Annotated in this window: 26 protein-coding genes and 1 pseudogene; 5 read left to right on the top strand and 22 right to left on the bottom strand. The window is 63.6% G+C overall.

The features are described from left to right. Nucleotides 1-18: 18 nt before the first annotated feature. From AOC05_RS19335 to AOC05_RS05960, 4 genes are all read right to left on the bottom strand, one after another. Nucleotides 19-294, bottom strand: coding sequence for a hypothetical protein (locus AOC05_RS19335; RefSeq protein WP_154605326.1), 276 nt, complete (start codon nt 292-294; stop codon nt 19-21). Nucleotides 295-403: 109 nt separating this feature from the next. After that, nucleotides 404-1,624: a sensor histidine kinase gene (locus AOC05_RS05970; protein ID WP_062006447.1), complete on the bottom strand. Its 1,221-nt coding sequence runs from the start codon at nt 1,622-1,624 to the stop codon at nt 404-406. Beyond that, nucleotides 1,621-2,289, bottom strand: coding sequence for a response regulator transcription factor (locus AOC05_RS05965; protein WP_186759374.1), 669 nt, complete (start codon nt 2,287-2,289; stop codon nt 1,621-1,623). Before AOC05_RS05965 ends, AOC05_RS05970 begins: the two co-directional genes overlap by 4 nt. A gap of 147 nt (nt 2,290-2,436) precedes the next feature. Next, the gene (locus AOC05_RS05960; RefSeq protein ID WP_082357793.1) at nt 2,437-4,173 is read right to left on the bottom strand and encodes a GAF domain-containing sensor histidine kinase; all 1,737 of its coding nucleotides are present in this window, start codon (nt 4,171-4,173) and stop codon (nt 2,437-2,439) included. Between the two features lie 250 nt (nt 4,174-4,423). Between AOC05_RS05960 and AOC05_RS05955 the strand changes: the two genes are divergently transcribed. From AOC05_RS05955 to AOC05_RS05945, 3 genes are all read left to right on the top strand, one after another. Then, nucleotides 4,424-5,485 (top strand): zinc-dependent alcohol dehydrogenase family protein, encoded by a 1,062-nt coding sequence (locus AOC05_RS05955; protein ID WP_062006445.1) that lies wholly within the window; start codon nt 4,424-4,426, stop codon nt 5,483-5,485. Nucleotides 5,486-5,554: 69 nt separating this feature from the next. Further along, nucleotides 5,555-6,196, top strand: a complete 642-nt coding sequence (locus AOC05_RS05950) for an NADPH-dependent F420 reductase (RefSeq protein ID WP_062006444.1) — start codon at nt 5,555-5,557, stop codon at nt 6,194-6,196. 78 nt (nt 6,197-6,274) lie between these two features. Then, nucleotides 6,275-6,754: a universal stress protein gene (locus AOC05_RS05945; RefSeq protein ID WP_062006443.1), complete on the top strand. Its 480-nt coding sequence runs from the start codon at nt 6,275-6,277 to the stop codon at nt 6,752-6,754. 237 nt (nt 6,755-6,991) lie between these two features. On the opposite strand, the gene AOC05_RS05940 is transcribed toward AOC05_RS05945, so the two are convergent. The 7 genes and pseudogenes from AOC05_RS05940 to AOC05_RS20535 all read right to left on the bottom strand — a co-directional run bounded on the left by AOC05_RS05940 (nt 6,992) and on the right by AOC05_RS20535 (nt 14,461). Further along, nucleotides 6,992-7,534: a Type 1 glutamine amidotransferase-like domain-containing protein gene (locus AOC05_RS05940; protein ID WP_197277902.1), complete on the bottom strand. Its 543-nt coding sequence runs from the start codon at nt 7,532-7,534 to the stop codon at nt 6,992-6,994. A 217-nt stretch (nt 7,535-7,751) separates the two neighbouring features. Beyond that, nucleotides 7,752-8,276, bottom strand: a complete 525-nt coding sequence (locus tag AOC05_RS05935) for a GNAT family N-acetyltransferase (protein WP_062006441.1) — start codon at nt 8,274-8,276, stop codon at nt 7,752-7,754. 981 nt (nt 8,277-9,257) lie between these two features. After that, on the bottom strand, nt 9,258-9,398 hold the full coding sequence (locus AOC05_RS20050; RefSeq protein WP_231687220.1) for a hypothetical protein: 141 nt from the start codon (nt 9,396-9,398) through the stop codon (nt 9,258-9,260). A 152-nt stretch (nt 9,399-9,550) separates the two neighbouring features. Continuing rightward, nucleotides 9,551-9,967 (bottom strand): hypothetical protein, encoded by a 417-nt coding sequence (locus AOC05_RS20045; protein ID WP_231687185.1) that lies wholly within the window; start codon nt 9,965-9,967, stop codon nt 9,551-9,553. Nucleotides 9,968-10,060: 93 nt separating this feature from the next. Continuing rightward, nucleotides 10,061-10,978, bottom strand: a complete 918-nt coding sequence (locus AOC05_RS20540) for a universal stress protein (protein WP_315899786.1) — start codon at nt 10,976-10,978, stop codon at nt 10,061-10,063. A 109-nt stretch (nt 10,979-11,087) separates the two neighbouring features. After that, a complete protein-coding gene (ppsA, locus tag AOC05_RS05915) occupies nt 11,088-13,514 on the bottom strand; it encodes a phosphoenolpyruvate synthase (RefSeq protein ID WP_062006438.1) in 2,427 nt (808 codons plus the stop codon). A 306-nt stretch (nt 13,515-13,820) separates the two neighbouring features. After that, a pseudogene (locus AOC05_RS20535) lies at nt 13,821-14,461 on the bottom strand (hypothetical protein). A gap of 390 nt (nt 14,462-14,851) precedes the next feature. Here AOC05_RS20535 and AOC05_RS05900 point away from each other — a divergent pair. Then, on the top strand, nt 14,852-15,322 hold the full coding sequence (locus AOC05_RS05900; protein WP_062006435.1) for a pyridoxamine 5'-phosphate oxidase family protein: 471 nt from the start codon (nt 14,852-14,854) through the stop codon (nt 15,320-15,322). Between the two features lie 24 nt (nt 15,323-15,346). Continuing rightward, nucleotides 15,347-18,307: a glycosyl hydrolase family 65 protein gene (locus AOC05_RS05895; protein ID WP_062006434.1), complete on the top strand. Its 2,961-nt coding sequence runs from the start codon at nt 15,347-15,349 to the stop codon at nt 18,305-18,307. A 130-nt stretch (nt 18,308-18,437) separates the two neighbouring features. Here the strand turns inward: AOC05_RS05895 and AOC05_RS05890 are convergent, their stop codons facing one another. From AOC05_RS05890 to AOC05_RS05840, 11 genes are all read right to left on the bottom strand, one after another. Next, nucleotides 18,438-18,824, bottom strand: a complete 387-nt coding sequence (locus tag AOC05_RS05890) for an SDR family NAD(P)-dependent oxidoreductase (RefSeq protein WP_197277901.1) — start codon at nt 18,822-18,824, stop codon at nt 18,438-18,440. Between the two features lie 115 nt (nt 18,825-18,939). Further along, the gene (locus AOC05_RS05885; RefSeq protein ID WP_195849432.1) at nt 18,940-19,122 is read right to left on the bottom strand and encodes a hypothetical protein; all 183 of its coding nucleotides are present in this window, start codon (nt 19,120-19,122) and stop codon (nt 18,940-18,942) included. 60 nt (nt 19,123-19,182) lie between these two features. Beyond that, entirely contained in the window at nt 19,183-19,794 is a 612-nt protein-coding gene (locus tag AOC05_RS05880) for a V-type ATP synthase subunit D (RefSeq protein ID WP_062006432.1), read from the bottom strand. Between the two features lie 10 nt (nt 19,795-19,804). Further along, nucleotides 19,805-21,259 (bottom strand): V-type ATP synthase subunit B, encoded by a 1,455-nt coding sequence (locus AOC05_RS05875; protein WP_230085597.1) that lies wholly within the window; start codon nt 21,257-21,259, stop codon nt 19,805-19,807. After that, nucleotides 21,256-23,004, bottom strand: coding sequence for a V-type ATP synthase subunit A (locus AOC05_RS05870; protein ID WP_062006431.1), 1,749 nt, complete (start codon nt 23,002-23,004; stop codon nt 21,256-21,258). The genes AOC05_RS05875 and AOC05_RS05870 overlap by 4 nt, the downstream gene beginning before the upstream one ends. Continuing rightward, nucleotides 22,992-23,513, bottom strand: a complete 522-nt coding sequence (locus AOC05_RS05865; RefSeq protein ID WP_062006430.1) for a hypothetical protein — start codon at nt 23,511-23,513, stop codon at nt 22,992-22,994. The genes AOC05_RS05870 and AOC05_RS05865 overlap by 13 nt, the downstream gene beginning before the upstream one ends. Next, a complete protein-coding gene (locus tag AOC05_RS05860; protein ID WP_062006429.1) occupies nt 23,510-23,800 on the bottom strand; it encodes a hypothetical protein in 291 nt (96 codons plus the stop codon). The genes AOC05_RS05865 and AOC05_RS05860 overlap by 4 nt, the downstream gene beginning before the upstream one ends. Continuing rightward, a complete protein-coding gene (locus tag AOC05_RS05855) occupies nt 23,797-24,234 on the bottom strand; it encodes an ATP synthase subunit C (protein WP_062006428.1) in 438 nt (145 codons plus the stop codon). Before AOC05_RS05855 ends, AOC05_RS05860 begins: the two co-directional genes overlap by 4 nt. Next, nucleotides 24,231-25,544 carry a V-type ATPase 116kDa subunit family protein gene (locus AOC05_RS05850; protein ID WP_062006427.1) on the bottom strand — a complete coding sequence of 438 codons (1,314 nt, stop codon included), beginning with the start codon at nt 25,542-25,544 and terminating at the stop codon, nt 24,231-24,233. The genes AOC05_RS05855 and AOC05_RS05850 overlap by 4 nt, the downstream gene beginning before the upstream one ends. Beyond that, the gene (locus AOC05_RS05845) at nt 25,531-26,457 is read right to left on the bottom strand and encodes a hypothetical protein (RefSeq protein WP_062006426.1); all 927 of its coding nucleotides are present in this window, start codon (nt 26,455-26,457) and stop codon (nt 25,531-25,533) included. The genes AOC05_RS05850 and AOC05_RS05845 overlap by 14 nt, the downstream gene beginning before the upstream one ends. Continuing rightward, nucleotides 26,454-26,888 carry a hypothetical protein gene (locus AOC05_RS05840; RefSeq protein WP_062006425.1) on the bottom strand — a complete coding sequence of 145 codons (435 nt, stop codon included), beginning with the start codon at nt 26,886-26,888 and terminating at the stop codon, nt 26,454-26,456. The genes AOC05_RS05845 and AOC05_RS05840 overlap by 4 nt, the downstream gene beginning before the upstream one ends. Between the last annotated feature and the right edge of the window lie 80 nt (nt 26,889-26,968).

The following is a 26,968-nucleotide window of genomic DNA, read 5'->3' as shown; positions in this document are numbered from 1 at the left end:
CATGACACGGTCTTCACTTCAGGACCCCGAGGATCTACCGCTAGTGACCCCGCCGCCGCCGGACTGGACAGCGTTTCCGCCGGAGTAGCCGCTGTAGGAGCCGTTTCCCTGGCTTGGGGCCTGGTTTTGTGATGTGCCGCCGTCGTCGTCAGCGACGGAATTGGTGGTGGCCGTGTGGCGCGGCGTGGCTTGGTCAATGGCAATGGCGCCGATCCCGACAACCGCGAAACTTCCCACCGTGACGGCCGTGGTGATCTTGAGCGCCAACTGCTTGCCGCGGATTCGCGTCGTCATGGTCTTCTCCGTTTTGGTGACTGATGAAGTGTCCTCTACCTTCATCATCCCCATGAATTCTTTGTGGTTTCTTAGACCCGGCTAGCAGAAGAGGATGAATCCATGTTTGTCACGGCTTCGCCAAGGGAATCAGGATCTTGATGGCGGCGCCCCCGCCAGAGGCAGTTTCCACCATGATCTTGCCGTCATGGAGGGCCACGATCTCGGCCACAAGGGCCAGGCCAAGCCCGTAGTGGCGCGGTGTCCCACTGCTACCGGTCGCCGGACGCGACGAGGAAAAGCGTTCAAAGAGCCCTGCCTGGGTGCCGGGTGCAAACCCGGGGCCGTCGTCGGAGACCTCTATGCAGACGTCACCACCACGGACACTGACCGCAACACCCACCTGGTTCCGGGCGTGGTCCAGAGCATTGGAAATTAGGGCGGTAAAGACCCTCAGGAGCGCCACCGGGGATCCTTGCACCATGACAGGACCGGGTTGGCCGCTTTGCTGAATCCGGAGGGACTGCTCCGCCGCTTGGGGTGCGGCCAGGGCGACGGCGTGGCGGGCCACACCGGCCAGGTCCACCATGGTGTGGTCCACGGAGGCACGGGGGTCCGCGGAAATAAGCAGGTCATCCAGGATCCCCGTCAGCAGCCGGGAGTCTTCAACGATCCGGCCAACTTCGGCCGATACCGTCTCCTTGGACAGGCCCGTGCCGGGTGCCTCCAGCCTCCGGCGCAGCAGCTGGGAGCGGGTGCTCAATAAGGTCAGGGGCGTGCGAAGCTCGTGGCTGGCATCCGCCACAAACCGCCGCTGTAGGGCAAGGCTGTCCGAGAGGGGCCGCATGGCCCGCCCGGCCATCCACACCGACAACGCGGCAGCAAGCAATGCTGCCGTGGCAATGGAGACAACCATGGCCCAGAGGAGCCTGCCCAGCGACTCGCGGCCCTCGTGGGTGTCCACGGCAGCCTGGACCACCTCTCCCCCATGAAAGGTAGTTAGGACTTCGTAGCTTCGCCCCCCGGCGGAAAAACTCCCCTGTTCATCGGCCTGTGTGGTGGCAACACGTTTAATTGCGGCTGTGTCAGGCAGCCCGGGCGGAATGACAGGTGAAGTCATCACTTGGCCGTCGGAGAACATGGCGACAAAGACCCCCAGTGGGGCGTCGTGGGGCGAATCCACCTGGGTGGCGTTCATCAGGTTCTTGTTGGTGGATTCAGTGGTGCTGGCCGCCACGATCGCGTAGAGCAGGGCGCCCATGAGCGCCAGCAGCACCACGATCAAGATAGTGAACTGTAACGACAGCCGGACCACCGCCCGCCGGAGTTCTGCGGCGTCGCGGGTGCTCATCCCACCGGCCCCAGGACATAGCCCAAGCCGCGCACGGTCAGGACGGCGGACCGTCCCAACTTTTTACGCAGGTAGTGCACGTAGGTGTCAACGACGCCGCCGTCGTCGGCGTCGGCAAAAACCGACTCCAGCAGGACCGCACGGGTAAAAACCTGGTGCGGATGCCGGGCCAGGTGCTCCAGGAACTCCGATTCCCGTTCGGAGAGGATCACCTGGCCGCCGCCGGCAAGGGTCACGGTCCGGGTGCCAGGCTCAAACACCCCGCCCGGGATCTCCAGCACGGCCGTGCTCTCCGAGTGGCGCCGCAACAGCGACCTCAGCCGTGCCAGCAATTCCTCGATATCGAACGGCTTGCCCAAGTAGTCCTCGGCACCCCGGTCAAGCCCCTCCACACGGTCAGCCGGATTGCTCAGGGCCGAAAGGATGAGGGCGGGGGTAGTGACCCCCTTCCTGCGCAAACGTTCCAACACGTCCAAACCGTCGATGGCGGGCAGGCCCCGATCCAACACGATCACATCAAATTTCCTGCTCAGGCCTTCGTGTAGGGCGCGCTGTCCGTCATGGACGCTCGCCACGGTGTACCCCTCGCCCTCAAGCAACTCCTGGAGCATCACGGCCAACGCCGCATCATCCTCCACTACCAGCACGGAACGTCCTTCAGCCATGGTGTGAAGTATAGGCGTTGCCGGCATTGACCAGCTCGCAGACGCGGCAGGGTGGCCAGAGACCTTGGGCGCTGCCGGCCCCGGCCACTATGGACCGAAAACAGGATTCAGCAGCCACCCCGATTCCCGGCCCTCCACGACCGGCGGTCAGCTAAGGATGCCCTGCATCTTTCCTCTGGAGAGGGGCACCATCCACAAAACACAGGTTCCTTCCCCGACGTCGCTTCTGACCGAGCAGGTCCCGCCGAGACTTAGGGCTCGCTCCTCCATGTTGGAGAGTCCACTGCGGCGTGCAGGATTCCTGAAGCCAACACCGTTGTCGGTGACTTTGATCTGGACCTGATGGTCGTCAGCTTTCACAGACACTTCAATGTCCCGGGCCTGGGAATGCCGAACCGCATTGCTGAGCGCTTCCGACAGGACAGTCAAAAGCTGCCTGCCGAGTGCCATTGGGATAGAGGAATCGATAGGGCCAGTGAGGTGAAGGCGCGGTGTCAAGGCTGAGGATTTTGCGCTGTTCAGGACTGTTTGCAGGATCTGGCTGCTGAGCAACTCCAATTCCTCAGCGACTTCGCCCAAAGAATAGATGGTATTGCGCAATTCCCGGATGGTTGAATCAAGCTCCGAGGTGATGCCAAGCAACCGTTGGGCCGCTTCAGGACTGTCGAAGTAACGGGATAGGCTTTGCAGGTTCAGACCCGCGGCAAACAACCGTTGGATCACCAGGTCGTGCAGGTCCTTGGCAATGCGGTCCCTGTCCCGGAAGACCACCATTTGTTCGCGTAGCCTGTGGCTTCTGACAAGTTGCAGGCCCAGCGCCGCCTGCGAACCATAAAACTCCGCCATCTTGGCCGTGGCCTGCGTATAGCTTTGCGCTCCGATCCCTCTGGCCACTATCAAAACCCGGCGGTATTGCCCACTGGTGCCCAGGGGGGTCATCAACACCGGCCCGAGCCCTTCCCCGTCGGACCCCAGCAGCTCGGACGCGGTGGTGAAGGCGGCCGGCGCCCCGGTGTCCCGCATTCGCTGCGCTGCGACAGCGTCCAACTTCATGGAACGGTTCATGAAATGGCCGGCCCCCTGACCTGCCGCTGCGGAGACGTTGCTACCGCGGTCCGTCGGGGACGAGACCACCACCAGCGCAATCAAGGAATCGGAGACTGCCAAGGCGCGGTCGGCGATCAGCTCAGTGCTCCGCTGGGGTTCGCTGCCGTCGTCGGCCATCAGTTGGGCGGTGACATCGGCGCAAGCCTTCAGCCACGCGGACCGGCGCTGTGCCTCGTCGAAAAGCTTAGCGTTTTCTATGGCAGAACCCGCCGCGACGGCCAGGGCGACCGCCAGGTACTCGTCGTCGGGCGTAAACTCCTTGCCCCCACGCTTTTCGGTCAGATAAAGGTTGCCAAACACGGCGCCCCTCGCCAAGATAGGCACACCAAGAAAGGTTGTCATGGGCGGGTGGTGGGGAGGGAACCCAAAGGAATCCGGGTGCAGGTGCAGGTCCGGGAGCCTGATGGGTTTCGGGTCACGGATGAGCAGCCCGAGTACACCGTGACCGGTGGGAAGCGGGCCGATGAGTTTGGTCATGGGGGCATCTACGCCCACCGTGATGAAACGGCTCAGTTCCAGGCCGTCCCCGATGACACCCAGGGCACCGTACTGTGCGTCCAAGAGCTGGCAAGCCGACTCCACAATACGGCGAAGGACAGCGTCAAGATTGGGCTCCTCGGCCAGGGAGACCACCGCGGAGAGCAAGCCCCGCATACGTTCCTGCGCACGATTAGATTCGAGCTCCGGCAGAGCGGACTCGCTGCGCCCGTCCTCGACGCCCGGTTCACCCGAGGAATGCGAAACAGGCAGTGATGATCGTGAAATATCTTCTGACATCGTGCACTCCCCAAGGGACTGGTCACGGCAGAAATGGGGTTTGGTCCCCAGATCCGCCATCCTTGCACCACACTACCCTTGAGCGTCTGCGAACGGCGACAGCACCAATGCGTAGATCCAAAAACAGTCCCCATGCGGGCCTTTTGGCCCTAACCACGGCGCGCCGCCAACAGTAGCCTCGAGCTATGCACCAAGGTATCTGGCCGCGGCAGACAGCCGTCCATCGGCGCCCATCGAGAGGACACACAGCATGAAGGCATTGGTCTATCAAGGCCCCGGAAAGAAGCAGTGGATGGACGTGCCGATGCCACAGTTGGCCAATCCACAGGATGTGATCGTGCGCGTCGACACCACCACCATTTGTGGAACAGACCTGCACATCCTCAAGGGAGATGTGCCCGCCGTCCAAATTGGCCGCATTTTGGGTCACGAAGGCGTCGGCACGATTTCCGAAATCGGGACAGGCGTCAGGGACTTCGCGGTCGGCGACCGCGTCATCGTCTCGTGCATCAAGTCCTGCGGGCACTGTGTCAACTGCCGCAGCGGCTTGTACTCACACTGCCTCGGCGCGGAGGGCGCGTCCGGGATCGGTTGGGTGTTCGGCCACCTGATTGACGGTACACAGGCGGAATACGTTCGGGTGCCGTATGCGGATAATTCACTGCACAAACTGCCCGACGGCGTCACCGACGTCCAGGCGGTCATGCTCTCGGACATCCTGCCCACGGGATTCGAAATCGGCGTGCTGGCCGGCCAGGTGAAACCAGGGGACGTGGTGGCCGTCGTCGGCGCCGGCCCCGTGGGCCTTGCCGCGATGATGACCGCCGGGTTGTGTGGGGCCGCCACCGTCGTTGCCATTGATCTGGACAGCGGCCGGTTGGAGCAGGCCCGGTCGTTCGGCGCCACAGACACGGTCACCTCGGGCACTGTGGACTGGAAGAAACAAGTCTTGGCACTTACCGATGGGGCGGGTGTGGACGTCGCCATCGAAGCAGTCGGCCTTCCAGCGACATTCTCCATGGCTGTGGACATTGTCCGTCCGGGCGGCCACGTGGCCAATGTCGGCGTCCATGGCAAGGCGGTTGAGCTGCATTTGGAAGAGCTATGGATTCGCAACATCACCATCAGCATGGGTCTGGTCAATGCCAACACGACGCCGATGCTGCTGAAGCTGGTGGCCTCCCACAAGATAGCAGCCGAACGGTTTGCCACACACTTCTTCACCTTTGAGCAGATGCAAGAAGCGTACGAGACGTTCTCAAATGCGGCAACAACCAAGGCACTGAAAGTAGTCATCTCACGAGTCGGCTGAACGTACCATACGCGCAGCCGCAGAGGGTGGAAAAGCTCATTTTCCGGCCCCTAGGAAAGGATAAAAATCATGTCTCAAATAACCATTTTCGGTAACGGACACATGGCCAGGGCCATCGGTGTGCGCATGATCCGTGCCCGCCATTCAGTCCAGATTCTTGGGCGGGATGGGGAAAAGACTCGTGGGTTGGTTGAAGATCTTGGCGCCGGAGCCTCCGGCGGCGGGGAAGAGGCCGTGGTTGAGGGCGGCATTGTCTTCCTGGCCGTCCCCTACGAGGAAGCCACCAAGGTCGTCACTCTCTACGGCGAAACATTGGCGGGCAGGGTCGTGGTGGACATGTGCAACCCGATCGATTTGGGAACCTTTGACGGGATGCGCACTCCGGCGGGTTCCTCTGGTGCCGAGCAGGTGGCCCTCCACGCCTCCAAGGACGCCCTTGTGGTCAAGGCATTCAACACCTGCTTTGCGGCCACACTTGAAGCAGGCCAGGTTGCCGGCCAGCCGTTGGATGTTTTCATTGCCGGCGACTCGCAGGAAGCCAAGATGAAGGTCAGCGCCGTTGTCGCTGCCTCGGGCCTTCGCCCGATCGACGTCGGCCCCCTGCGCAGGGCTAGGGAACTGGAGGCCATGATGCTGATGTTCATGGGGCTGCAGGTCAGCCCCCACCATGAGAACTTCAATTGGGACACCGCCGTGAAACTGCTTCCCTAAACAGGCTCGGCGACGAGGACCGGATCAGGACAGGCGGAGATCATAAATGACGTTCCAGCAAGGACAGGGCAAATAGCAATGGAGACACCAACAAAAGGATCCGAGCGCGTCGTTGTTGGCGTGGACGGCTCGGACTATTCCACCCGGGCGTTGAAGACGGCGGCGGCATACGCCAACGCATTGGGGCTGCCCCTTGACGCCATAAACTGCTGGAGCAGGTCCGAACTGTACTTTGCGGCCCAGATACCAATTGGCGGATTCCCTGAGCAGGGGGCGCTTGAGGATTCGGCGACAAGGGTGGTTGAGGAGGCCATCGAGCGGGCCTTTGGCGCGGACCGGCCCCAGGGCCTTCGCACCTCCATCAGGTACGGGCACACGGCCCAAGTACTCGTCGAGGAAAGCCGGAGCGCCACGTTGCTGGTGCTGGGCCGCCGGGGAGGCCGGGGTTTTCCGGGCTTGCTGATTGGCTCAGTCTCTGCGGCATGCGTCGCGCATGCCCACTGCCCGGTCCTGGTGGTCAATGACGAACTCCAGGATGGACAACCAGCCCGTCCGTGATCTGGACATGTTGTCCCTTATAGGGATGCTGGCGCTGATACGGGCCGCTGGTCCAGGTTCTCACGCTGGCTGTCAGTGTTCTCAATTCCGTGTCAGTGGCGTGTCAGTGTTCTCAGATTCGTGTCACCAATCATTGGGTTGATTGTGAGCGTCAGTAAGATTGAGTATCCCCGGCGAGCCAAGCTCTGTGCGTCCTGTAGAGGGAACCTTGACCGGAACACTCAATCCAGCGTTCTCTCAAAGCAGCGAGACGCTGCTGCCGTCAACCACCAACGCCTGTCCGTCGCGAAGCGCCCAGTACTGTTTGCCATCTTGGGCGCAGGTAGCAGCCACCTGAGTCAGGATCTCGAGTTCCGGGTGATCCGAAGATCCAAGATGGGGCACAAACGGTCGGTCCAGAATATTGAGGCCGTCGAACTCGACAGCTCCGTAGAGTGACAAGGCATCGCCTGTTGGATCGCACTCTTCGAGACCCGACAAGCTCGGGGCAAGGACGCAACCCCCGGCGCTGAAACCGGCGTAGACCAGGGCATCCGCTCGGAGACGATCCACAATGAGCGCGTTGGCTCCCGATCGGGCCAGTGCGGCCCGGAGAGTGAAGACGTTGCCGCCCCGAACCCAGATGAAGTCCGGTTGGCCAAACTCCACAGAAAGGCTATCGGCGTCGTGCGCCCGTAGGTCGAGCTCCTGTGCCGTGAGTCCAATGCCCGCGAGATTCACCAGCTGGCGTTTGGTCTCTATGCGCCGTATCTCAGGATCAACACCATCGAAAGCGTTCATGATGAGCCACCCGCGCTTTCTGCCTCGAACCAGGCCGGTGAAAGCTTCTGGATGGGCACCAAGTTGGTATGAAGACAGGTAGAGGCGCATGGGGCCATTGTCCTTACTTATCCGCAGAGAGTCGTTTTCCCATGAATTGTGCACGTCCGCGTCTGCCCATAGGGAAACCTTGAGCGGACTCCTCAGCGCCGGTTAAACGCTACGGATCTAGGCGGCCTCAAACTGCTGCAGGCATCAATTCCTTGGTCATCTCCACTTCACGACTGCTGGCATCTAGAGAGTATTCAGCTGAGTGGCCGGTGAGCTCAAAGCCCCTTTTTGAATAGGCCCTTTGTGCATTCACGTTGGCCTCATGCACGTGAAGTGTAAGGCGTCCGCCGTTGTTCCGGGCCCAGACTTCAATGGCCGATAGCAAGGCGTCCGTTAGGCCTACGTCAGCGCCTCGGAAGTCGGGGTTTACATATACACCTACAAGGAGAGGCCCAACGCTGGGGTCTGCTATGTACGAGGCCATTGTTCCTACCCAATTCCCGTTTTCAGCAATCGCCGCTACTGTGATGGAGCCTTCTCGTGATCCTTGTGCCCCACGGCGACGCCACTCGGTTTCGTCCACCGCCATGGCATCGGCGTCAGTCTCGGAGCATGCGATTGGGGTGTCGTTAATCATTTCCAGCCGCTGTTCCCGAATCTCGCGCCAGTCGGCTTCGGCGGTTGGTCTAATAACGATTTTGTCGTTTTTCATTAGGTCATCTTAGAACACGTTTGTGCGGCCACTTTGACTGGCAACGATTGTCTTTTGAATTACGAATGCACGCCGCTAGCGCCGTAATAGTCGGAATGACAACCACCGAATATCGGTTGTCGTCATAGGATTTCAAGGGATCCTGTGCAAGGCACGATATGTGCCTTGAACCTGTTGTGTATTTGCCACTTTCTCAGCGTAAAGCGCGAAGGGCTTCGTGCGATTCGGGACTTTACGCGAATTTGATGCTTAGCTGCGGCAGGGCCTATCCAAATGGGAATGCTCTTTGTCGGAACCTCGCTGCCACTTATTATGAGGGTGTTTCCGCCCGTACATGGGTTTGGCCAATCTGAGTGATTGACACCGGACCCTGAAGGTCCAGGATCAGCGTTCCGCCAACAAGAAAGTCCCAGCCAATTTGGTTGGGTCTTTCTTGTGTCTTAACACCGCTAGGGTGTGTCGCCTAATGCTGTGGCCCAGATGACGACCGCGTGCAGGAGCGCAGCTGATCGGCTGGTTTGGGCTAGTTCATCGTGGCGCGTGGCCAGCACTCTCCCTTACTTGAGGGTTTTGAGACTGCTCTCAACGACATAGCGGCGGTTGAAAGTTTCCACGCCATAGCTGATGGACCTCCCGCCGACGGAGTCTTTGCGTTTGCGATTGGACCACCGGCCGCGTTAGGGCTGTGCAGACGAGTATTGAAATTTGTGCAGCCAGCCCCGGGCCAGCCAATATCCATTAGAGAAAATGACAAATCGGCGTGATTCCGCAGGCGCCACATTCACGTATAACTGGCCCGACTTAATGCCCGGTGAACGCGTCCCTTATACGGGACGGTGTTTCGAGCGTCTGCGGTCGGCCGTAGGAATGCGCCACGAAAATGAGAATCTCTGTGATCTGGACACAGGCATCGTCGCCAGTCAGCGCGTTTCGATGGTGACAGCCAGCTCGGGATCCGACAGTTGGGTCGGGCCCGGATGGTCAGCGGGGGTGTGCCAGGGAGGCTCCCCGCGTTCCTCCCGCCTGATATCCGGTCAGGACGACGGCGTTTCTCGGGTCTTGTCCGTAGCTCACCAGGTGATGGAGAATGCGTCCACCGGTGAGTATGCCACTGACGGACATGATGACCACGCCGCCCCGCTTGGTGACACGGTTGAGGAGATCCTCTAGGCCGTCGACGGCATTGCCTTCAGGATGAACGTGGTTGCTTTAGGTGGAGTCGGTGACCAGCACGTCAACTGGCTCCAACTCCAGGGGCGGGGTACTTGAGCGGATCATCCGAATATCCCAAATCCCCGGTGAAGTGAATGCTGCTCCCGTCCATCGACAAGTGGATCGGGCGGCCCTGAGCAGGTGCCCAGCTGGCAGTAGCATGGCGCGGACACCTCCCCCCCATCAAAAGGCTGGTCAAATTCATGGGTGCGGAAATACTTCAGCAAACGCACCGCGTCTTCCGCCGTGTACAGGGGCAGTGGCGGGGTACGTGTCGAGGTGCCCTGGTGTTGGGCGTACCGGGCTTCCTTTTCCTGTAAGTGCCCACTGTCCAGGAGCAACATGGTGCACAGTTCCGCCGTACCCGTGGTGGCATGGATGGGTCCACGGAAACCTTCACCGACCAGGGCAGGTACGCAGCCGGTGTGATCGAGGTAGGCGTGGGTGATGACAACGGCGTCAACGGACGACGCTGTCACAGGAAACATGCTCCACTTCCGGTGGCGGGGTACTTGTAGCCCTGGAACAGGCCACAAGCCACCAAAATCCTGGCAGGGCCCGCAATGCGCCCGCTAGTCGTCAGGTTCTGTATTGACCACCAGGACAGGGCAGCTGGCGTGACTGACACAGCCCGCGCTCACCGATCCCAGGCCCAACCTGGCAAGGCCTCGTCCCCGCCGGCCTACGACCAGCATGGCCGCATCCTTGCTGGCTCCAATGAGACCGGGACGGACCTGGGCCTGGACCAGACGGCTCAAAACATTCTTGGGCCTGTCCACACCAAATGCTTCGTAGAGGCTGGAGGCCAGCGCCTGCACTGCTTCGCCCTGGAAATCCTCCCCTGCCAGGGGGTACGGGGCCGCCCAGATACTGGGGAAATCCCAACAGGCCACCGCATCAACCACGCCGCCCAAAGCGGAAGCAATCCGGGCCCCTTCACGCAATGCATGCACTGACTGCGGTGACCCATCGACGCCAACCACTATCCGGCCCGAATTCAGTTGCCGCTCCAGTGCCCGGCCCTCACTTTCCACGGACACGCTCCCCCTTTCGCCCATTGGCTCGTGCACCACAAGAACGGGGCATTTTGCCCGCCGGACACAGGCAGAACTGACGGAACCAACAAGTAGTCCGTTCAGGCCGCCATGTCCGCGCCTGCCAACCACCAGCATCTGGGCGTTTTTGCTGGCTTCCACCAGCCTGCGCTCGGCGGGACCGAAGACCAGATCAACGGTGAAGTTCTTGGGCAAGGACGCACCGAAGGCGGCCTCGATGGCCGCCTTCAGCTCGGCCTTGGCTTCGTCTTTTTCCCCCATTGCCCCCAACGTTATTCGGGCGCTTCGCATATTGGCATACTCCCAACAGCCGGTGGCGCCGATTTCTGCATCCATCGCCGAGGCAACATGCTGTGCCACGCGAAGAGCCCCAATGGACTGCTCAGAGCCGTCCACGCCAACGACGATGCGGGCAGGGCCAGACTGGTTAGTCACCGGATTTGTCCTCTCAAAGAGTGCATACTGGTTGCCACTTTCAAGGCTAGGTTTCGCACGCGGGCTCTCGCTAGGGCCCTAAGGCCCCACCCGCAGTGCTGTCAGCCAGTCAGTCGTGTCCGCTTGGAACTGTGCCCGCCGTGATGTTCGCCGCCGCTTCAGCCGCCGCGATGACAGGAACGGTGCGCAGGAAGCTGTCGGGGTTCAGCGAGATCGAATCAATGCCCTCACGGACCAGGAACTGCGCAAAGTCCGGGTGGTTGCTGGGACCCTGGCCGCAGATCCCAATGTGGATGCCTCCGGCATGTGCTCCGGCGACCGCCGCACTGATCATGGCCAGCACGGCCTCATCCCGTTCGTCAAAGAGCGGTGCAAGGGCCGCCGCGTCCCGGTCCACGCCGAGCACCAGCTGGGTAAGGTCGTTTGAGCCGATGGAGAAGCCGTCAAACTTGGCGGCAAACTTCTGCGCCAGGACAACATTCGCAGGGATCTCACACATCATGTACACCTTGAGCCCGTCCTTGCCCCTGACAAGACCGTTCTCAGCCATCACGGCCAGGACACGGTCCGCTTCGCGCAGTGTCCGGCAGAACGGCACCATGACAATGGCGTTCCTGAAGCCGCAATGGTTGCGAAGGCGGGTGATGGCCCGGCATTCCAGGTCAAATCCGTCCCTGTAGCGTGGGTCGTAGTAGCGTGAGGACCCGCGGAATCCGATCATCGGGTTGGATTCCTGCTCTTCGAAGGCTGAGCCGCCCACCAGGTGGGCGTACTCGTTGGTCTTGAAGTCGCTAAACCGAACCACCGCCGGAGCGGGATAAAACGGTGCGGCCAGCTTGGCCAGCCCGCGGGCCAGGGTGTGCACAAAATAGTCTTCCGGGTCGTCAAAGCCGCGCGTGAGTTCCTTGATCCTGGCCTGATCGCCCGGATCCGAGACCCGCTCCGGGTGGGCCAGGGCCATCGGGTGTACCTGAACCATGTCGTTGATGACAAACTCCATGCGCGCCAGCCCAATACCCTTGGCTGGCAGGCGCCACCACTTGAACGCCTCGGACGGGCTGGCCATGTTCAGCATGACATCGGTCCGCGTGGCCGGCATCTCGCCGAGGTCCACATCATCCTGGGCGTGTGCCAAAAGCCCTTCATACACATGGCCGGTGTCCCCCGCCGCACAGGAAACCGTGATGGCCGCCCCGTCCGCAATCACGCTGGTGGCGTTGGTGGTCCCGACGACCGCGGTGATCCCCAGTTCCCGGCTTACGATTGCGGCATGGCTGGTTGCCCCGCCCTTGTCGGTGACGATGGCCCTGGCCCGCTTCATGACCGGAACCCAGTCCGGATCGGTTTGTTCGGCAACCAGCACGGAGCCGTCCACGAAGCTGCCGATATCCGCGGCACTTTTGATCACGCAGGCGGTGCCCGAGGCAATGGAATCGCCCACGGCGGCACCCTCGGCCAGCATCCGGCCCTCTTCGGTCAGCCGGTGCGTGCTCATCATGGTGCCGCTCTTGCGGGCTTGTACGGTTTCCGGCCGGGCCTGGACGATGAACAGCTCGCCGCTCACGCCGTCCTTGGCCCATTCCATGTCCATCGGCCGCCCATAGTGGTTCTCGATTTGGATGGCCCACCTGCCCAACTGGAGGACCTCGCCGTCGTCCAGGCAAAAGGAGGCGCGTTCGGCCTCGCTGGTGTCAACCATGAGCGTTCCCGCACCGCCGTCGGCCGAGTAGGTGAGTTTGCGCGCCTTGGACCCGAGCGTCTTCTCAATCACGGGCGAGAAAGCCGCGTTGGCCAGCAGCGGTTTGAAGACACCGTATTTGTCCGGGTTCACCATGCCCAGCACCACTGTCTCGCCCAGTCCCCAGTTGGCGCTGATGACGGCGGCCCGCGGGAAACCGGTTTCGGTGTCAATGGAGAACATGACTCCTGCGGCCCCCACATCGGAGCGGACCATGAGCTGTACGCCTACTGACAGCGCCACCTCGAGTTGCCCATAGTTCATGATCTCCCGGTAGCTGATGGCCCGGTCGGTGAAGAGGGAGGCATAGCAGCGCAGGCATGCGTCCACCAGTTGTTGTTCGCCCCTGACGTTCAGAAACGTTTCTTGTTGTCCGGCAAAACTGGCGTCGGGCAGGTCTTCAGCGGTGGCGCTGCTGCGGACGGCGACGGCGGGGTCCTGCTGTCCGGTGCGCACACCAAGCTCGCGGTAGAAGGAGCGAATCTGCTGGGAGATCTCTGCTGGGAACACCCCGGTGAGGATTAGCTCCCGAATCTTGGTTCCGATGGCGCGCCAGTGGGTGTCGCTGCCGTCCTTGGTGGCGAGGATCCGTTCCAGCTTTGGCGCCATGTCATTCGCCACGATGAACTCCCGGTACGCGGACGCGGTCAGCGCGAATCCGCCGGGCACACTGACCCCCTCAGCGGATAGCGAGTGGAGCATTTCACCTAGGGAGGCATTTTTTCCGCCAACGTGGGCAACATCCTTGATGCCGACGTCCTCAAGCCAGAGAACATTCTCGTTGTTCACAGTAATCATCTTTCCTTCGCATGTTCGCCATTGTTGCGCCGCAGGGCATCCTTGGGCCAAGTGTCCTTCCTAACGAGTCAACCCCGTGATGTCGCGTCCGGCTAGGGGCCAAAGTCACCACTACGTGGCAAGGTGGAACAGGCCACCGCTGAACGCCGGCCACGAGGTGGTGGGAATTTACGGTTACGGCGGGTCGGCCGACATCACGGCCCAGATCGCGCTGAATCAGGGCGCCTGTTTCTATGTCACGGCACGCTCGGCCGAGACTTGTGCGCTCGCTGCGACCCTGGTGCCGCTGTTCTCCTCATGGGCCAATCAGCCGCTGCCGGGTGAGGGAACCACGGGGACCAGCCCGCCGGCGGTTCTTTCCATGACCTCCCGGTAGCCCAGCTGGGCAGGCCCGGGAGCGGCAATTTCGTCCCACTGCCGTAGAGCCGCCACCGTGGGGGTGGGCCGGCCCCGTAGCGAGTAGGGGACGATGGTGGTCTTGGCCTGCCAGTTCTGGCTCCAGTCAATGAACACCTTCCCACGCCGCACGTCCTTGCTCATCCGGCTGACAACCTGGTAGGGGTGGTCATGTTCCAAGGCTAGGGCCACCTCATGGGCAAGGGCCGCAGTATCCGCAGAAGTACGACTGCCGTCCAAGCCTGCATAGAGGTGGATTCCCTTACTGCCGCTGGTCACTGGCAGGGCCCGCAGCCGCAGGTGGGCCAGTGATTCCCTGGCAAGGAGCGCAACGGAAGGGCATTCGGCCAGGCCAGGGTGCGGGCATCGTTGATCAGGGGATACACGGCGTCGTGGTTTTCGTGGTGCAGCCGTTGCCTGCAAACCCAGTCCGGTGTGCCAGCGTCGAGGTTCTTTTGGAAGAAGCTCCTTCCCGGTGCCGCGGCCGTTCCCACCCCGTCCACCCAACGCTTCCTGGTTGCAGGACGGTTCCTTGCCCACGGGACCAGCACGGGTGCCACATGCAGGAAGTAGCTAGCGACGTCGGCCTTGGTGGTGCCCGTTTCAGAGAAGGTGACCTTTCCGGGATTGCTCAGCCTGACAATCCCACCCCCACTAGATATCTCCAACTCACTCACAACGTCTCCGGCGGCACCCACCACGTCCACCGTCCCCAGCGCATGCTGAACGCGCACCGCGGACGAAGCCTGCCACTATGTGCCGTTGTCCGGTTGCGTTGTTCATGCAGAATCTCCTCTGTAGGGTGGTGTGCCTAGTCGTGTGTCTCATGCTCCCGCGGCGGTGCCGATTGAACTAGGGTCCAACGACACTACGCACTGGCGCACCGGTGTTGGGTCTTTGGACTCTGTTCCTTTCCACGGCAGGACCGTACGATCGTTGACATGGATGAGAAACGTGTGGCACCCAAAGTAGAAAACCTCTCCCCCGGGCAATGCTGGAAGCTCCTGTCCGAAACGTCTATCGGCCGGCTCGCCGTAACCGTGGACGGGCACCCGGATGTCTTCCCGGTCAACTATCAAGTTGACGGGGAATCGCTCATCTTCCGAACAGGTGGCGGAACAAAGATCGATGCCCTCCGCGCGGACGCACGCGTAGCCGTCGAGGCCGACGCCGTCAGTGCGGAGTTCGGCTTGGCGTGGAGCGTGGTGGTCAAGGGCCGAGCCGAAATTGCCGCGGCCGATGACGAAGTCCTCAACACCACAAAGCAGGGCATGTTCCCCTGGCAAGGTGTCGGCAAGGACCATCTGGTCCGGGTCGTTGCCGAAGAAGTCACGGGCAAACGCTTCACCCTTGATGCATCGATGTCGTGGCGAATTCCCTTGGACGATGCCATCCGGGCCGGACTGGAATAGGTCCGTGTAAGGCACCTTTGTACCATGACGCCCGGGCAGGATGCCATGAAACTTGAAAACCTTCCGGCCACGCGAGGGCGGGCCGGTCCGGAGGGCAGGTTTGATGCCGTGATCTTCGGCCTGGACGCCCTGGTGACCGCGGACGCCATGCACGCCATGGCCGGGATGCTCCGCCAGTTTCTCGCGGACAGAGTTCCCACCGCTGTGGTTAGCAGCAGTGTGGACGCCCGTCCCGAGTTGCAGGCTTGGGGACTGGCCTCCCTCGTCACGGTGGTTGTCGACGGGAGGGGGGCGGCACACCTTCCCTTGTCCGGGCCGCCGGACCCAGCCCGTTACTTGGAAGCCGCCCGCCGGATGGAGACCCACCCGGCCACCACCATTGTCATTGAAGGAACATCCGAAGGTGTCCGGGCCGCCACGGCCGCGGGCTTTGGCCTTGTGGTGGGCATCGGCGCCCCGGATCAGGCCATCGGGTTCAGGGTGGCCGGCGCAACGGCAATATTTGGCTGTCTTTCCGACCTTGTCCTGCCGTCTTCACCAGGCGCTCAACCCATCACCACACCGCACCCCGTGCCACCTGCCCCGGATGCTTGGACCTTGTCCAGTCAAGGCTTCAACCCCGCCGAAGAGGGGCAGCGGGAAACCTTATACACACTCGCGAACGGGTATTGGGGCACCCGCGGCTCACAACCGGGCAGCACCAGTGACGGTGTGCACTGCCCCGGCACGTACTTCGCCGGGGTGTACAACCGGCGAACAACCATTCTGGGTACCACGCCCATGGAGTCAGAGCACATGGTCAACGCCCCGGATTGGACCTACCTTGGCATAGCGCGGCAGGGCCAGGAAGTGTTTGCGCCCAGCTCCCCCCTCCTGCGTGAGCACGCGCAGTCATTGGACCTCCGCCGCGGGATTCTGGCCATAGACGACCACTACGCCGACGACGGCGGCCGAACCACTGTGGTCTCATCGCACCGCTTCCAATCGCAGTCCGATCCCCACCTCGCGGCCATGAAAACCACGGTGGTCGCAGGGAACTGGGATGGGAGCATCACGATCGTTTCAGCCATCAACACCTCAGTGACAAATGGCAACGCAGCCGACGACTCCATGCTGGACGAAAGGCACTTTCTGCCACCGGCCGCCGCTCAAATTGGTGAAGACACCGTGGCCGTGGACGTCCAGACAAACCAGTCCGGGCTGACCATTGCGCTGGCTGCACGGACACGCATCCTGGACCCCGCCGGGGCACCCGTGCCGCATACAAGCAGCTTTGTGAACAGTGGAGGACTGTTCGGCCACGAAATCACCGTCGTTCTTGCCGCGGGCGAAGCGATAACCATTGAAAAGACCGTGTCGGCCACAACATCGCGGGACCACGCCATCTCCACTCCCCGACTTGACGCCACCGCACGCCTTGCGCTGGCGCCGGGCTTCGACGCCTTGTTGAACAGGCATGTGGCTGCCTGGGCGGCACTCTGGGCCCGCTTCGCTGTCGAACTACCAGAGGCCTCACCTGCTGCCCTGGCCATGAATGTGAACACCTTCCACGTGTTGGCTTCCGTGCCAAATAGCATTGAACTGGATGCGGGCGTTCCGGCCAGGGGGCTTCATGGGGAGGGCTACCGCGGGCACATTTTTTGGGACGAACTGTTCGTCTACCCCATGCTCACCCTGCGCCGTCCCGAACTCACCCGACAACTGCTCATGTACCGGTACCGCCGCCTGGACCAGGCCCGGGCTGCGGCCTCAGCAGCAGGTTTCAGTGGAGCCATGTATCCGTGGCAGAGCGGCAGCAGCGGCCGGGACGAGACGCCGGCCCAGCTGTTTAACACCCTGGACGGTAGCTGGATGCCCGACCACTCCCACCTGCAGGTCCATGTGGGCCTTGCCGTCGCTTACAGTGTCTGGCAGTACTACCAGGTAACCGCCGACCGAGGATTTCTGGCACGGTATGGTGCACAGATGTTGGTGGAGGTGGCCCGGTTCTTTGCCGGGATTGCCACGCACGACGCCGCCGCGGACCGTTTCGACATATCCGGGGTCATGGGCCCGGATGAGTTTCATGACGCCTACCCGGGCAGCCCTGGCCTGGGCATCAGGAACAACAGTTACACGAATGTCTTGGCCTCGTGGGTCCTTGCCCGGGCCGCCGAGGCCATGGAAATCCTCGGGGGACTCGACGTCCATGAGCGCCCTGCCCCGTGGGCGCCCCCGCCAGCGGAGTTGCAAGAATGGGACCACATCAGTCGTCGTTTGCGCCTGCACTTTCACGCGGACGGCATCATCAGCCAGTTTGACGGTTACGAGGCCCTTGCGGAGTTCAACTGGGACGCCTACAGGTCCAAGTACGGCAACGTGGGGCGCTTGGACCTGATTCTGCAGGCCGAAGGTGACAGCACGAACCACTACCAAATATCGAAACAGGCCGACGTCCTGATGCTCTTTTACCTGTTTTCCGCCGAGGAGCTGCGTGCCATCTTCGAGCGGCTTGGCTATGCGCTGCCCGCCGAGCTGGTGCAGCGGACGGTCAGCTACTTTTTGGCACGCACCAGCCACGGCTCCACCCTGAGCAGGGTGGCACACAGTTGGGTGCTGGCCCGCAGCGACAGGGAACAATCGTGGTCACTCTTTAGCCAGGCGCTCGAATGCGACCTGAGCGACACCCAGGGCGGCACCACTCGTGAGGGCGTGCATCTGGGCGCCATGGCCGGCACCGTGGATATGGCGATCCGCTGCTACGGCGGTGTCGAAACGCGGCAGGGAGAATTACTGATCCACCCGCTCCTGCCCACAGAATTGCCACGTGTGGCGTTCCAGCTCAGCTACCGCGGACAGCCGATCGACGTCGAGCTGACGCATCATTTGGCCGTCCTGCGCCTTCGCCCGGGGACCATGGCGCCCATCCGTGTCCATGTGGAGGGCATTCGCAAAACCCTGCATCCAGGCGACGTTCTGAAGGTGGCGCTGCGGCAGCGTCCGTGAGGGCCCACCCCGCAACGCCTCCGTGCCCGAGCACGGCGACCTCCTGCTCCGAAGTGGCCACGGGCGGCACCGTGACCTGCAGGAAGGACCCGGGACGTATAAAAGAAAGCGGTGCTCATGGAAAGCCCGTTCACCGTATGTTTGGAGGTGGTGTACGCCGTCCCGGCGGCAGAACCTCAAAGACCGGCCTCCCAGCTGACGTTGACGATGGAACCGGCGCCGGCCTCCAGCATGAGCGCAAGGACGCCAGGAACCCGTCCATAATCCCGGCAACATTGGCCAGCGCGGCAACCCGCCCCGCAGCTGCAGCCTTGATGGCTAGGACTGTTTCCGGCGACGCAATGTCACCGGCCACGGTGACCAGCAGGTCGCTAGGGTGCTCACGCCCCAGCTCCTCCAAGCTTTGCGGCACGACATCCGTGGCAACGACACGTGCACCTTCTTCGATCAGCCGTACAGCCGTGACCTTACCAACGCCGGAATCGGCACCGACGGCCAGCGGAAACCGCGCAGACAATGAGCTGGCTTTCCGAACCCTGCCAGCCAACCGGGTGTTGCCCACTTTAAGCTGCACACGTCAGCGAGGCATACCCTCCAAAGTCCCGGGTTCGGCATCCAAAGCCGCTGGCGGGTCAGCCAAGGTTCGTGCCGATGGCACCTGTGAGGTACGGGATGAGCCAAATACCCCAGACGAGGAGGAAGAACTTGTGGAAGCTCTTCTCTTCCGCTTCGCGGTTGCGCAACAACACAATAATGGCAGCCCATCCGAGGTGAATAACCATAAGCGGCAGCGCCGCGGCCCCGGTGACGGCCATGATTGCATTGAGCCACCGTTGGGCCTTAGAAATTCCGGCGCCGCCCTGTCCATGCCTGAATTAGTCTCCCGCATTGCGGTCAGCCGTGGTCCGGTCGGCGGCCCAGCGCAGGCGCAGGCTCTCTTCCAGTTCCTGCGCGTCGAGCTGGCGCCGGATGGCCAGGAGTTCATTCTCAAGTCGTGGAATCCACCGGTTCTCAACAGCCCGCTGCCGGGTCCGGGTTGCTGCAAGCTCGGCGGCCAACAGCAGCTGCGCCCGTTGGACCGAGGCATGACGTACCCCGGCGAGCAGCGCACCTTGATGGACGGAGGCCGCATAGGACAAGGCCGAGCTACCCCCTGCCGCGGGCAGCTCGGGGAGCTCGCACTGCGGATCTTCTGGATAGCTCACCCCCATGGCATTGCCCCACCGCACCACCACTGTGGCGGTGTCCTGTGGAGCCGCCGCCTCTATCCGTGCGCTGCCATCCAGGGCCGCCGAGCGGCGCAGCCACCGAGCAGCCTCCGTGGCCAAGGCCTCCCACTCCGCCTGGGTCGTCTCCGAGCGGCGTTGGAGCCGCTCCAGCTGGTCTGCCAGGAGGTGCTGTTTTCGATCCAGCAGGCGGGCGCCGTGGTGGGCGCTCTCCAGGCGGCGCTCAAGCTGAACCTTGGCTGCCCGCCCCATGGCGGTCATGTCCGGCTGCTCATGGGTGCCCGCCGCCGTTGGGTAAATATCGGTCCAGGAACACTGTCGGCACCATGGTCAGTTCTTGTTTCGGAAGTGCCGCCAGCGCCGCCCAGGCACGGGTAAGAGTATCCTCCAGAGATCTACTTTCCTCAGTCCCTTGGTTGAAGAGCCCCTCCTCAACCAGGGTCCGGTAGGCGATGTAGCTTCGGTCGGTGTCGCTCAATGCTGCCTCACCCACCAGCTCGGCCAGTTCGGTGGCCGCCCGGGCGCGTGCCAGGGCGGCCATCACCTGGGCGGCCACGTCCAGGTGGTCCTCCCTGGTCCGGCCCGCGCCGGCGCCGCTGCGCATCAGCCGTGACAGCGATGACAGGACATCTACCGGCGGGTAGATGCCGCGTGCGGCGATGTCCGGGGCCAAAACAATTTGGCCCTCGGTAATGTAGCCGGTGAGGTCCGGGACGGGGTGGGTGATGTCGCCGGCCGGCATCGTCAGCACAGGGACAATGGTCACGGATCCGTCGTGGCCTTTTACTCTCCCACAGCGCTCGTACAGGGTGGCAAGGTCGCTGTACAGGTACCCGGGATAGCCCCGCCGCGCAGGGATTTCCCTCCGGGCCGCGGACACCTCACGTACGGCCTCGGCATAGCTTGTCATGTCGGACATGATCACCAGGACGTCGTGGCCTTCCGTGTAGGCCAGGTGTTCGGCAATGGTCAGGGCAATCCGCGGGGTGAGTATCCTTTCGATGACCGGGTCATCGGCCGCGTTCAGCAGCAGGATCAACTCCCCGTCCGCCGACCGTTCCTCAAGCCGGTCCCGCACATACGCGATGTCGGCATGGGTTAGCCCCATGGCGGCAAAGACCACCCGAAACGACTGGCCGCTGGAGGTGGCCTGTGCCGCGATCTGGGTGGCCAGCGTCAGGTGCGGCAGACCGGGCACCGAAAAGATGGGCAGCTTCTGGCCCCTGACAAGGGTCGTCAGGGCATCGATGACCGAGATGCCGGTCAGGACCGGCTCTGCCGGAGGTTCCCGGTAGACGGGGTTCAGCGGCCAGCCGCTGACGGGTAGTGTTGCCGTGCCTGTCACCGGCGGTCCACCATCGAGCGGTTCCCCACGGCCATTGCAGACCCTCCCAAGCCACTCCGTGCCCACCTGTACGTGCAGTGGGCGCCCATCAAAGCGGATCCCGATGCCGCCCAATGACATGCCGTCAGTGCTTTCCAGGACCTGCAAGGTGGCCAGGTCCCGGTCCACTTCCAGCACCAGCCCATGGCGGCTTTCCCCGCCAGCCATGTCGATAGTGGCAAATTCGTCCCAGCCCACGCCGTCGGCCCCGCCCACCACTAGCAGAGGGCCGCGAAGCTCCCGGATGTCGCTGTGGGAGATGTGCGCGCCGAAGCGCCCCACCGGTGGAACGGCTGCGGTGGCGCCGGAGGACTCCCCGCCCGGACCGCCCAAATCCATCATTGCAGCGCCTCCAAAACATCTAGCACTGTGGCGGTGCGGGCCCGCACCGCCGCATCGTCGGAGGGTCCGAAGTCTTCCCGGGCCCGCAGGACCGGCCCAAAATCGGCTGCCTCAATGGTGGCGGCTGCCACGCCACGCTCCACGAGCAGCTGGCAGGTGTCAACGACGTCGAGCACCGCATCCAGCAACGCGGCACCCTTCTCGGCGGAACAAAAACCGTCGTTGGGGCTCAGTGCGTTTTGCATCAGCACCCCGTCCCGGAGCAGCCGCCCGCCCAGCAACAGGACTTGCTCGTGCCCGGGCAGCGAGGCCTGGCCGATAATCTGCGCCAGTTCGTCCAGCCGGTCCGCCTCCGCCAAAAGGGCGACGGCGCGTGCCCGGCGAGAGGCCCAGCCAGGTTGTCCGTTGGCCGCGTGCCAGGCACCCAGTTCGTCAGCATCCCGGGCAAAGGAGCCCGTCCAACTGACCGCGGGATAGTGGCGGGAGTAGGCCAGGTCCTTATCCAGCATCCACAGCGACCGGACGAAGCGCTGGGAGTCGGTGGTGACAGGTTCACTCATATCGCCGCCAGCCGGGGAGACAGCACCGATCACGGTGACCGAGGCCGTGTTCCCGCCAAGCGTCGTAACCCGGCCCGCCCGCTCATAGAACGATGCAAGCTCGGAGGCGAGGTTGGCCGGGTAGCCCTCCTCGGCGGGAAGGTCACCGTTGCGGTTGGCAAACTCACGCAGAGCCTCAGCCCACCGTGAGGTGGAGTCGGCGATCACGACGACGTCGTACCCCATGTCGCGGTAGTACTCGGCCACCGCGATTCCGGTGAAGATGCTGGCCTCGCGCGCCATCATGGGCATATTAGAGGTGTTGGCGATGATGACGGTGCGCTCGATCAGCTTTCCCCCGGTCCGGGCGTCCTCAAGCTGCGAGAGCCCGGCAAGTACGTCGGCCATCTCATTGCCGCGTTCCCCGCACCCCACATAGACGATGACGTCGGCGTCGCTCCACTTGGCGATCTGCTGCAGCATCATGGTTTTCCCTGTGCCAAAGCCCCCCGGAACAGTCGCCGCAGCGCCACGTGCCACCGGGAACACCAGGTCTAGGACCCGCTGACCGGTGTGCAGCGGCACGGCATCGCTGTGCCGGGCGAGGAAGGGACGTGCCTGGCGTATCGGGGTAGGTTCGGCCAGGGCTACCTTGCGGCCGGCAACCACGGCGACCGGATCCAGCACATGCACCTTGCCTTCCGGCGCCAGCCAAGTGATCTCCCCGGACACGCCGGCAGGCACCAGGACGCGGTGTTCCACCGAGCCTGCACCTGGCACGGTGCCGAGCACCTCGCCGGGGGAAACATTCTTACCGCAGACAGCAGCAGGAACGAAGGTCCACTCGCGGGCCAGGACCGTGGGATCGTCGGCGGATCCCGACCGCTCCGGTGTCAGCCACATCGGCGCAGACGACAAGGGCCGCATCAGCCCGTCGAATACTTGGCCCAGCAGGCCCGGCCCCATGAGTGCAGAGAGCTCGTCCTCCGTGGCGGAGGCAACGTCCCCGGCCTTGAGGCCGCCCGTGTACTCATAGGCCTGTAGCGTTGCCTTGCTCCCGGCAATGGCCACCGTTTCGGCAGTGATCCGCTGCGGACCGAGCGTGACCAATTCAAGCATGGACAACCCCTCCACGCCCTCGATCTCCACGAGGGGTCCGCTGACCCGCACCACCGTCCCATCCCGCCTGGCTGCTACCGGGTCCACAGCTCACGCGCCTCAGGAAGGGAGTCCAGTGCCAATTCGGCCAGGACGGGAAGGGAAAGATCCAAGCTGCGCAAGCCTGCCGCCGCGATGACGCCTCCATCGGGACTGGCAGACACCGTGGCCGCCGGTCCTAGCAGGTCCACGCACTGTTCCCTCAGCCCCGCCACAAATGCTGGGTAACTGGGGTCGTCCTGCAGTGCCGACGCGCGAACCCGGAGTTGGCGGCGCAACTCCGCCAGCACGGAGCTGCGCCGTGCCAGAACTAGCTCGTGGGCCTCCCGTCGAATACGGGATGAGCGCAGCGCCGCCTCGGCCCGGGCTGCGGCCGCCCCATCCCTTGCAGCATCGGCGATGATCTTCTGTGCCTGGGCCCGTGCGGAGGCCAGCAGCGCATCCACCTCCCGGCGTGCGCCGTCGTGCAGTTCGGCGGACTGGGTCTGAGCAGCGGCCCGCAACGCCTCCCGCACGGGGGCCAGGGCAGTGTCCGATTGTGGTGGCAAACTGCTCATGACGGAAGCACCACCGTCATGGGCGAGCCGGGCACGGTGACGGCCGGGCCCAGGGCCTGCGCGCAGCGTGGCGTCAGGATCACCACTGCCGTGTCCTGTGGCAGTGCAGTCCAGGCATGCAGGAATTCCTGCTCGCTCTCACAGGCGTGGATACGTGCACCGGCCAGGTGGAACCCTGCAAGGAGGGCCCGTTCACCGATTGCAGCGACTGCACCGGGTGCTGCGCTACCGGGTGCCACGGCTCTGGACACCGACTCTTCAGGCACCCCGGCAACCCCCTCGCTCACGCCTTACCGATCAGAATGATGGCAATGATCAGGCCATAGATGGCGATCCCCTCGGCCAGGCCAACCACCACCATCGCCCGGCCGAAGATCTCCGGCCGTTCGCTCATCGCAGCCAAGGCCGCCGATCCGGTATAGGCCACCGCAAAGGCTGCCCCAATCGAGGAACCAGCCACGGCGATGGCTGCCGCTATCAGTGCCGCCCCTCCGGCGCCGGGAGTGGCGACCGCCGCTGCGGCGGCAGCCGGTGCCACGCCCGCCGCGACGGCTGGCCCGGCAGTCAAGGCGCTAGCCAGCAAGGCTAGGGCGCCAACCATCACCGCGACGTTGACCGCCATCAGGATCTTGAACGCCGACTTTCGCCAGCGTTTGGCAAGGAGAACGGCCCCTGTTGCGGCGATGAGGAAGACGGGGATCGTGGCGAGCCAGGGATTCACTGTAGGGGCCTTTCGGTTGCGGTTGGAGTGGTCGAGCCTGTCGGGACCTCGGTGGTGCCCACGTCCGGGGACCACGGCTTGAAGGGGCGGCCCTCGGTTTGGAAAACGCGTGAGAACAGTTCGTAGTATTCCAGGCGCAGGGCCTGGATTCCTGCCACCAGGGCCTCCAGCGCAAAGGTCACAATATTGCCCACCAGGAACAGCAGAATGGCCGCTCCTGCGCGCCATCCCGGTCCCCAGAGCGCCGTCGTTCCGTTCCAGACCACCATCAGCAGCGCCGCATGGGTCAGCCCGAAGGCGGCGAGGCGGGCGAAGGAGACAATGTTGGACCCGAGCCGGATGACGGTGTCCACAAGTTCAATGAACGCCTGAACGACACCGGTACCCCCACCCCCGGCCTCAACGAACAGGCCGATGAAAATGAAGATGAGGGCCACCATGGCGAGGATGACGGCGGCGGCGTTCAAGATCCCGATGCCTGCGGCCAGACCCCAGACAAGTAGCCCCACTGCCAGGAACAACAGCGACCCGGCCGCGCCGGAGCGGGCGTACAGCGCCAGGCCCCACCCGCCCTCACGCACGCGATTGATGGTGCCGACGGCGTAGGCGCCCGCCAGCAGAAACGCGCCAACCCCCAGGCCTGCCAGCAGCAGCGGCACCGGATTGGCCAGGGGTTCCAGCCACAACACGGGTACCAGTCCGGTGGGGCCGAAAGCCTCTCCGTACAGCGCCCCAAACACCATGGCGGCTAGGCCGGCGGCACTGACAAACAGCCACGCCCTTTTCAGCGCGGCGAGTTTCCTGATCCGGCCGCTGCGCAGGATCAAGCCGCAGGCCAGCAGCATGGCGCCGTGCCCGACGTCGCCGAACATCATGCCGAACATCAGGACGTAAGCCATGGCCGCCAGTCGTGAGGGGTCAAGGTCTGCGTACGGCACGGTCCCGTAGGTGTCCACCAGGGTTCGGGAGATGCCAGGCCTCCCGCTGGCACCCAGGAGGGTCGGGGCCTGGATCCACCGCGGCCGCTGTAGCGGAACGACGGCGGCGCCCAGCGGGGCGAGCGCCTCCGTGAGCGCGGCAATCCGGCGCTGCGGCACCCAGCCCACTAATGCCGCGGTGGGCCCGGAGACGACAGCGGCCGCAGCGGCCTTCTCCACTTCTTCGTCGCTATCGCCAGGTTCATACGGCAGTTCCAGTTCCACGAGTGCGCTGTTGGCGATGGCGACGAGCATGCTTTTCAGCGCGTCGCCAGGCACCACCAGTGCAACCCGTTGCATTCGGGCGGGGGCCAGCGAATCACGGCGCTTCATCGAGCACCTCGCTCGACCCCGCACCGGTGGCTGAGGCGGCCAAGGCAGCACGCACACGCCACGCATCCATCGACAGCACCGCGATGGCCCCCAACACAACCTCGGGGCCGGGCATTGAACCGCGGAGCAACCGGAATCCATCCTTCTCCACGCTGGTGTGCGCACGCACCTCCGCGCGCCACAGTTCCTGGGGTACGGCAATGTCGCCCACCACCTTTTGCAACGATGGCGGCAGCACTGCCCGGAAGTCGGCGATGTTCCCGGCGCTTTCCCACGAACGGCCAAGTACCGGGCGTAAGAGGTGCAGGAGCTGCGGAGCCGGAAGGTCGCCGTCGACCGTCAAGCTGCGGGCCGCGGTGAGAACGCACACGGCACCAAACCACGGCCGTGCCGGGGGCGCCACGGTAGCCAGCCGACGCGCCCAGGCCACGCTCAGCGTGTCCCTGAGCTGGCCCGGGCCGCCTTTTCCGACCTCGCCCCAGGGCGAGGTGCGCAGCCTCACGCCGAGGTCCTCACGGGAACTGGCCTCTCCCACTCGGTGCCAGGCCGTCGTCAGGGCACCGAGACGGTAAGGCTCGGGGGCCGTGGGGCCACCGTCGAACTGGTGGGCCAGCGCCACAATGTTCTCGAGCTCGAAAGTGCCCGCAGCTGCCCTCGCAAGTGCGGTGCCCGAGGCAGGAAGCCAACCGGCCAGTACCCGCAGCTGCCACAGGACAGTCTCCGAGATGGCGCGTTCGGAAGCGGCAAGGCTTGATACGCCGTGGAGCCGTTCGCCATAGTAAGTCGGCTGCAGGGCAGCCAGGGCTGCAGCCAGGGTGGGTGCGGCGGAAAGCGCCCGGATGCTGCCGGCACCTACCCGGCGCTGTGCCATGGACCGGGCCCGCACACATGCGCCAACCCAGTCCGATTTCATTTCGTGCCGGCTATGTCCGGGGCCAGCAGGGCGTCAATGACCCTTCCCACGACGTCTGGAATACGGGCCATCCCGGACTCTTCCACGGCGGCGGCCTCGCGACGAGCGTGCTCCATCATCAGGGCCTCCCTATCCCCGGATTCCTGCTCAACACCGGCGGCGGCGACTGCCCGTGCGGCGCCGGCGTCGAGCCTGGCCTGGGACACGATCGCCGCAGCCTGCGTCCGGGCCGCGGCCAAGTCATGCCCGACTTGTCGGCGTGCGGCCTCAACAAGTTCTTCACACGCCTGGACTTCGGAGGCGAGCGCGGCGAACACCGGGGCCAACTCCGCGGCGGGCCCCTGGCCGTCAACTGCTGGCACGCCCGAACGGCCTGCCGCGCCGGGCGCGCCCACAGGCCGGAAGCGGTCCAGAACACTCAATCGCGTCATGTTACCTCCATTGGAATGCCGCTCCAGCCCCAGTCTAGGCTCTTCCCACGCACTGCCCAAAGCCCCCCCGTCGCCTTGGC

The organism is Arthrobacter alpinus (assembly GCF_001294625.1).
Classification (GTDB): Bacteria; Actinomycetota; Actinomycetes; order Actinomycetales; family Micrococcaceae; genus Specibacter; species Specibacter alpinus_A.
This window is presented reverse-complemented; position numbering and strand designations above follow the sequence as displayed.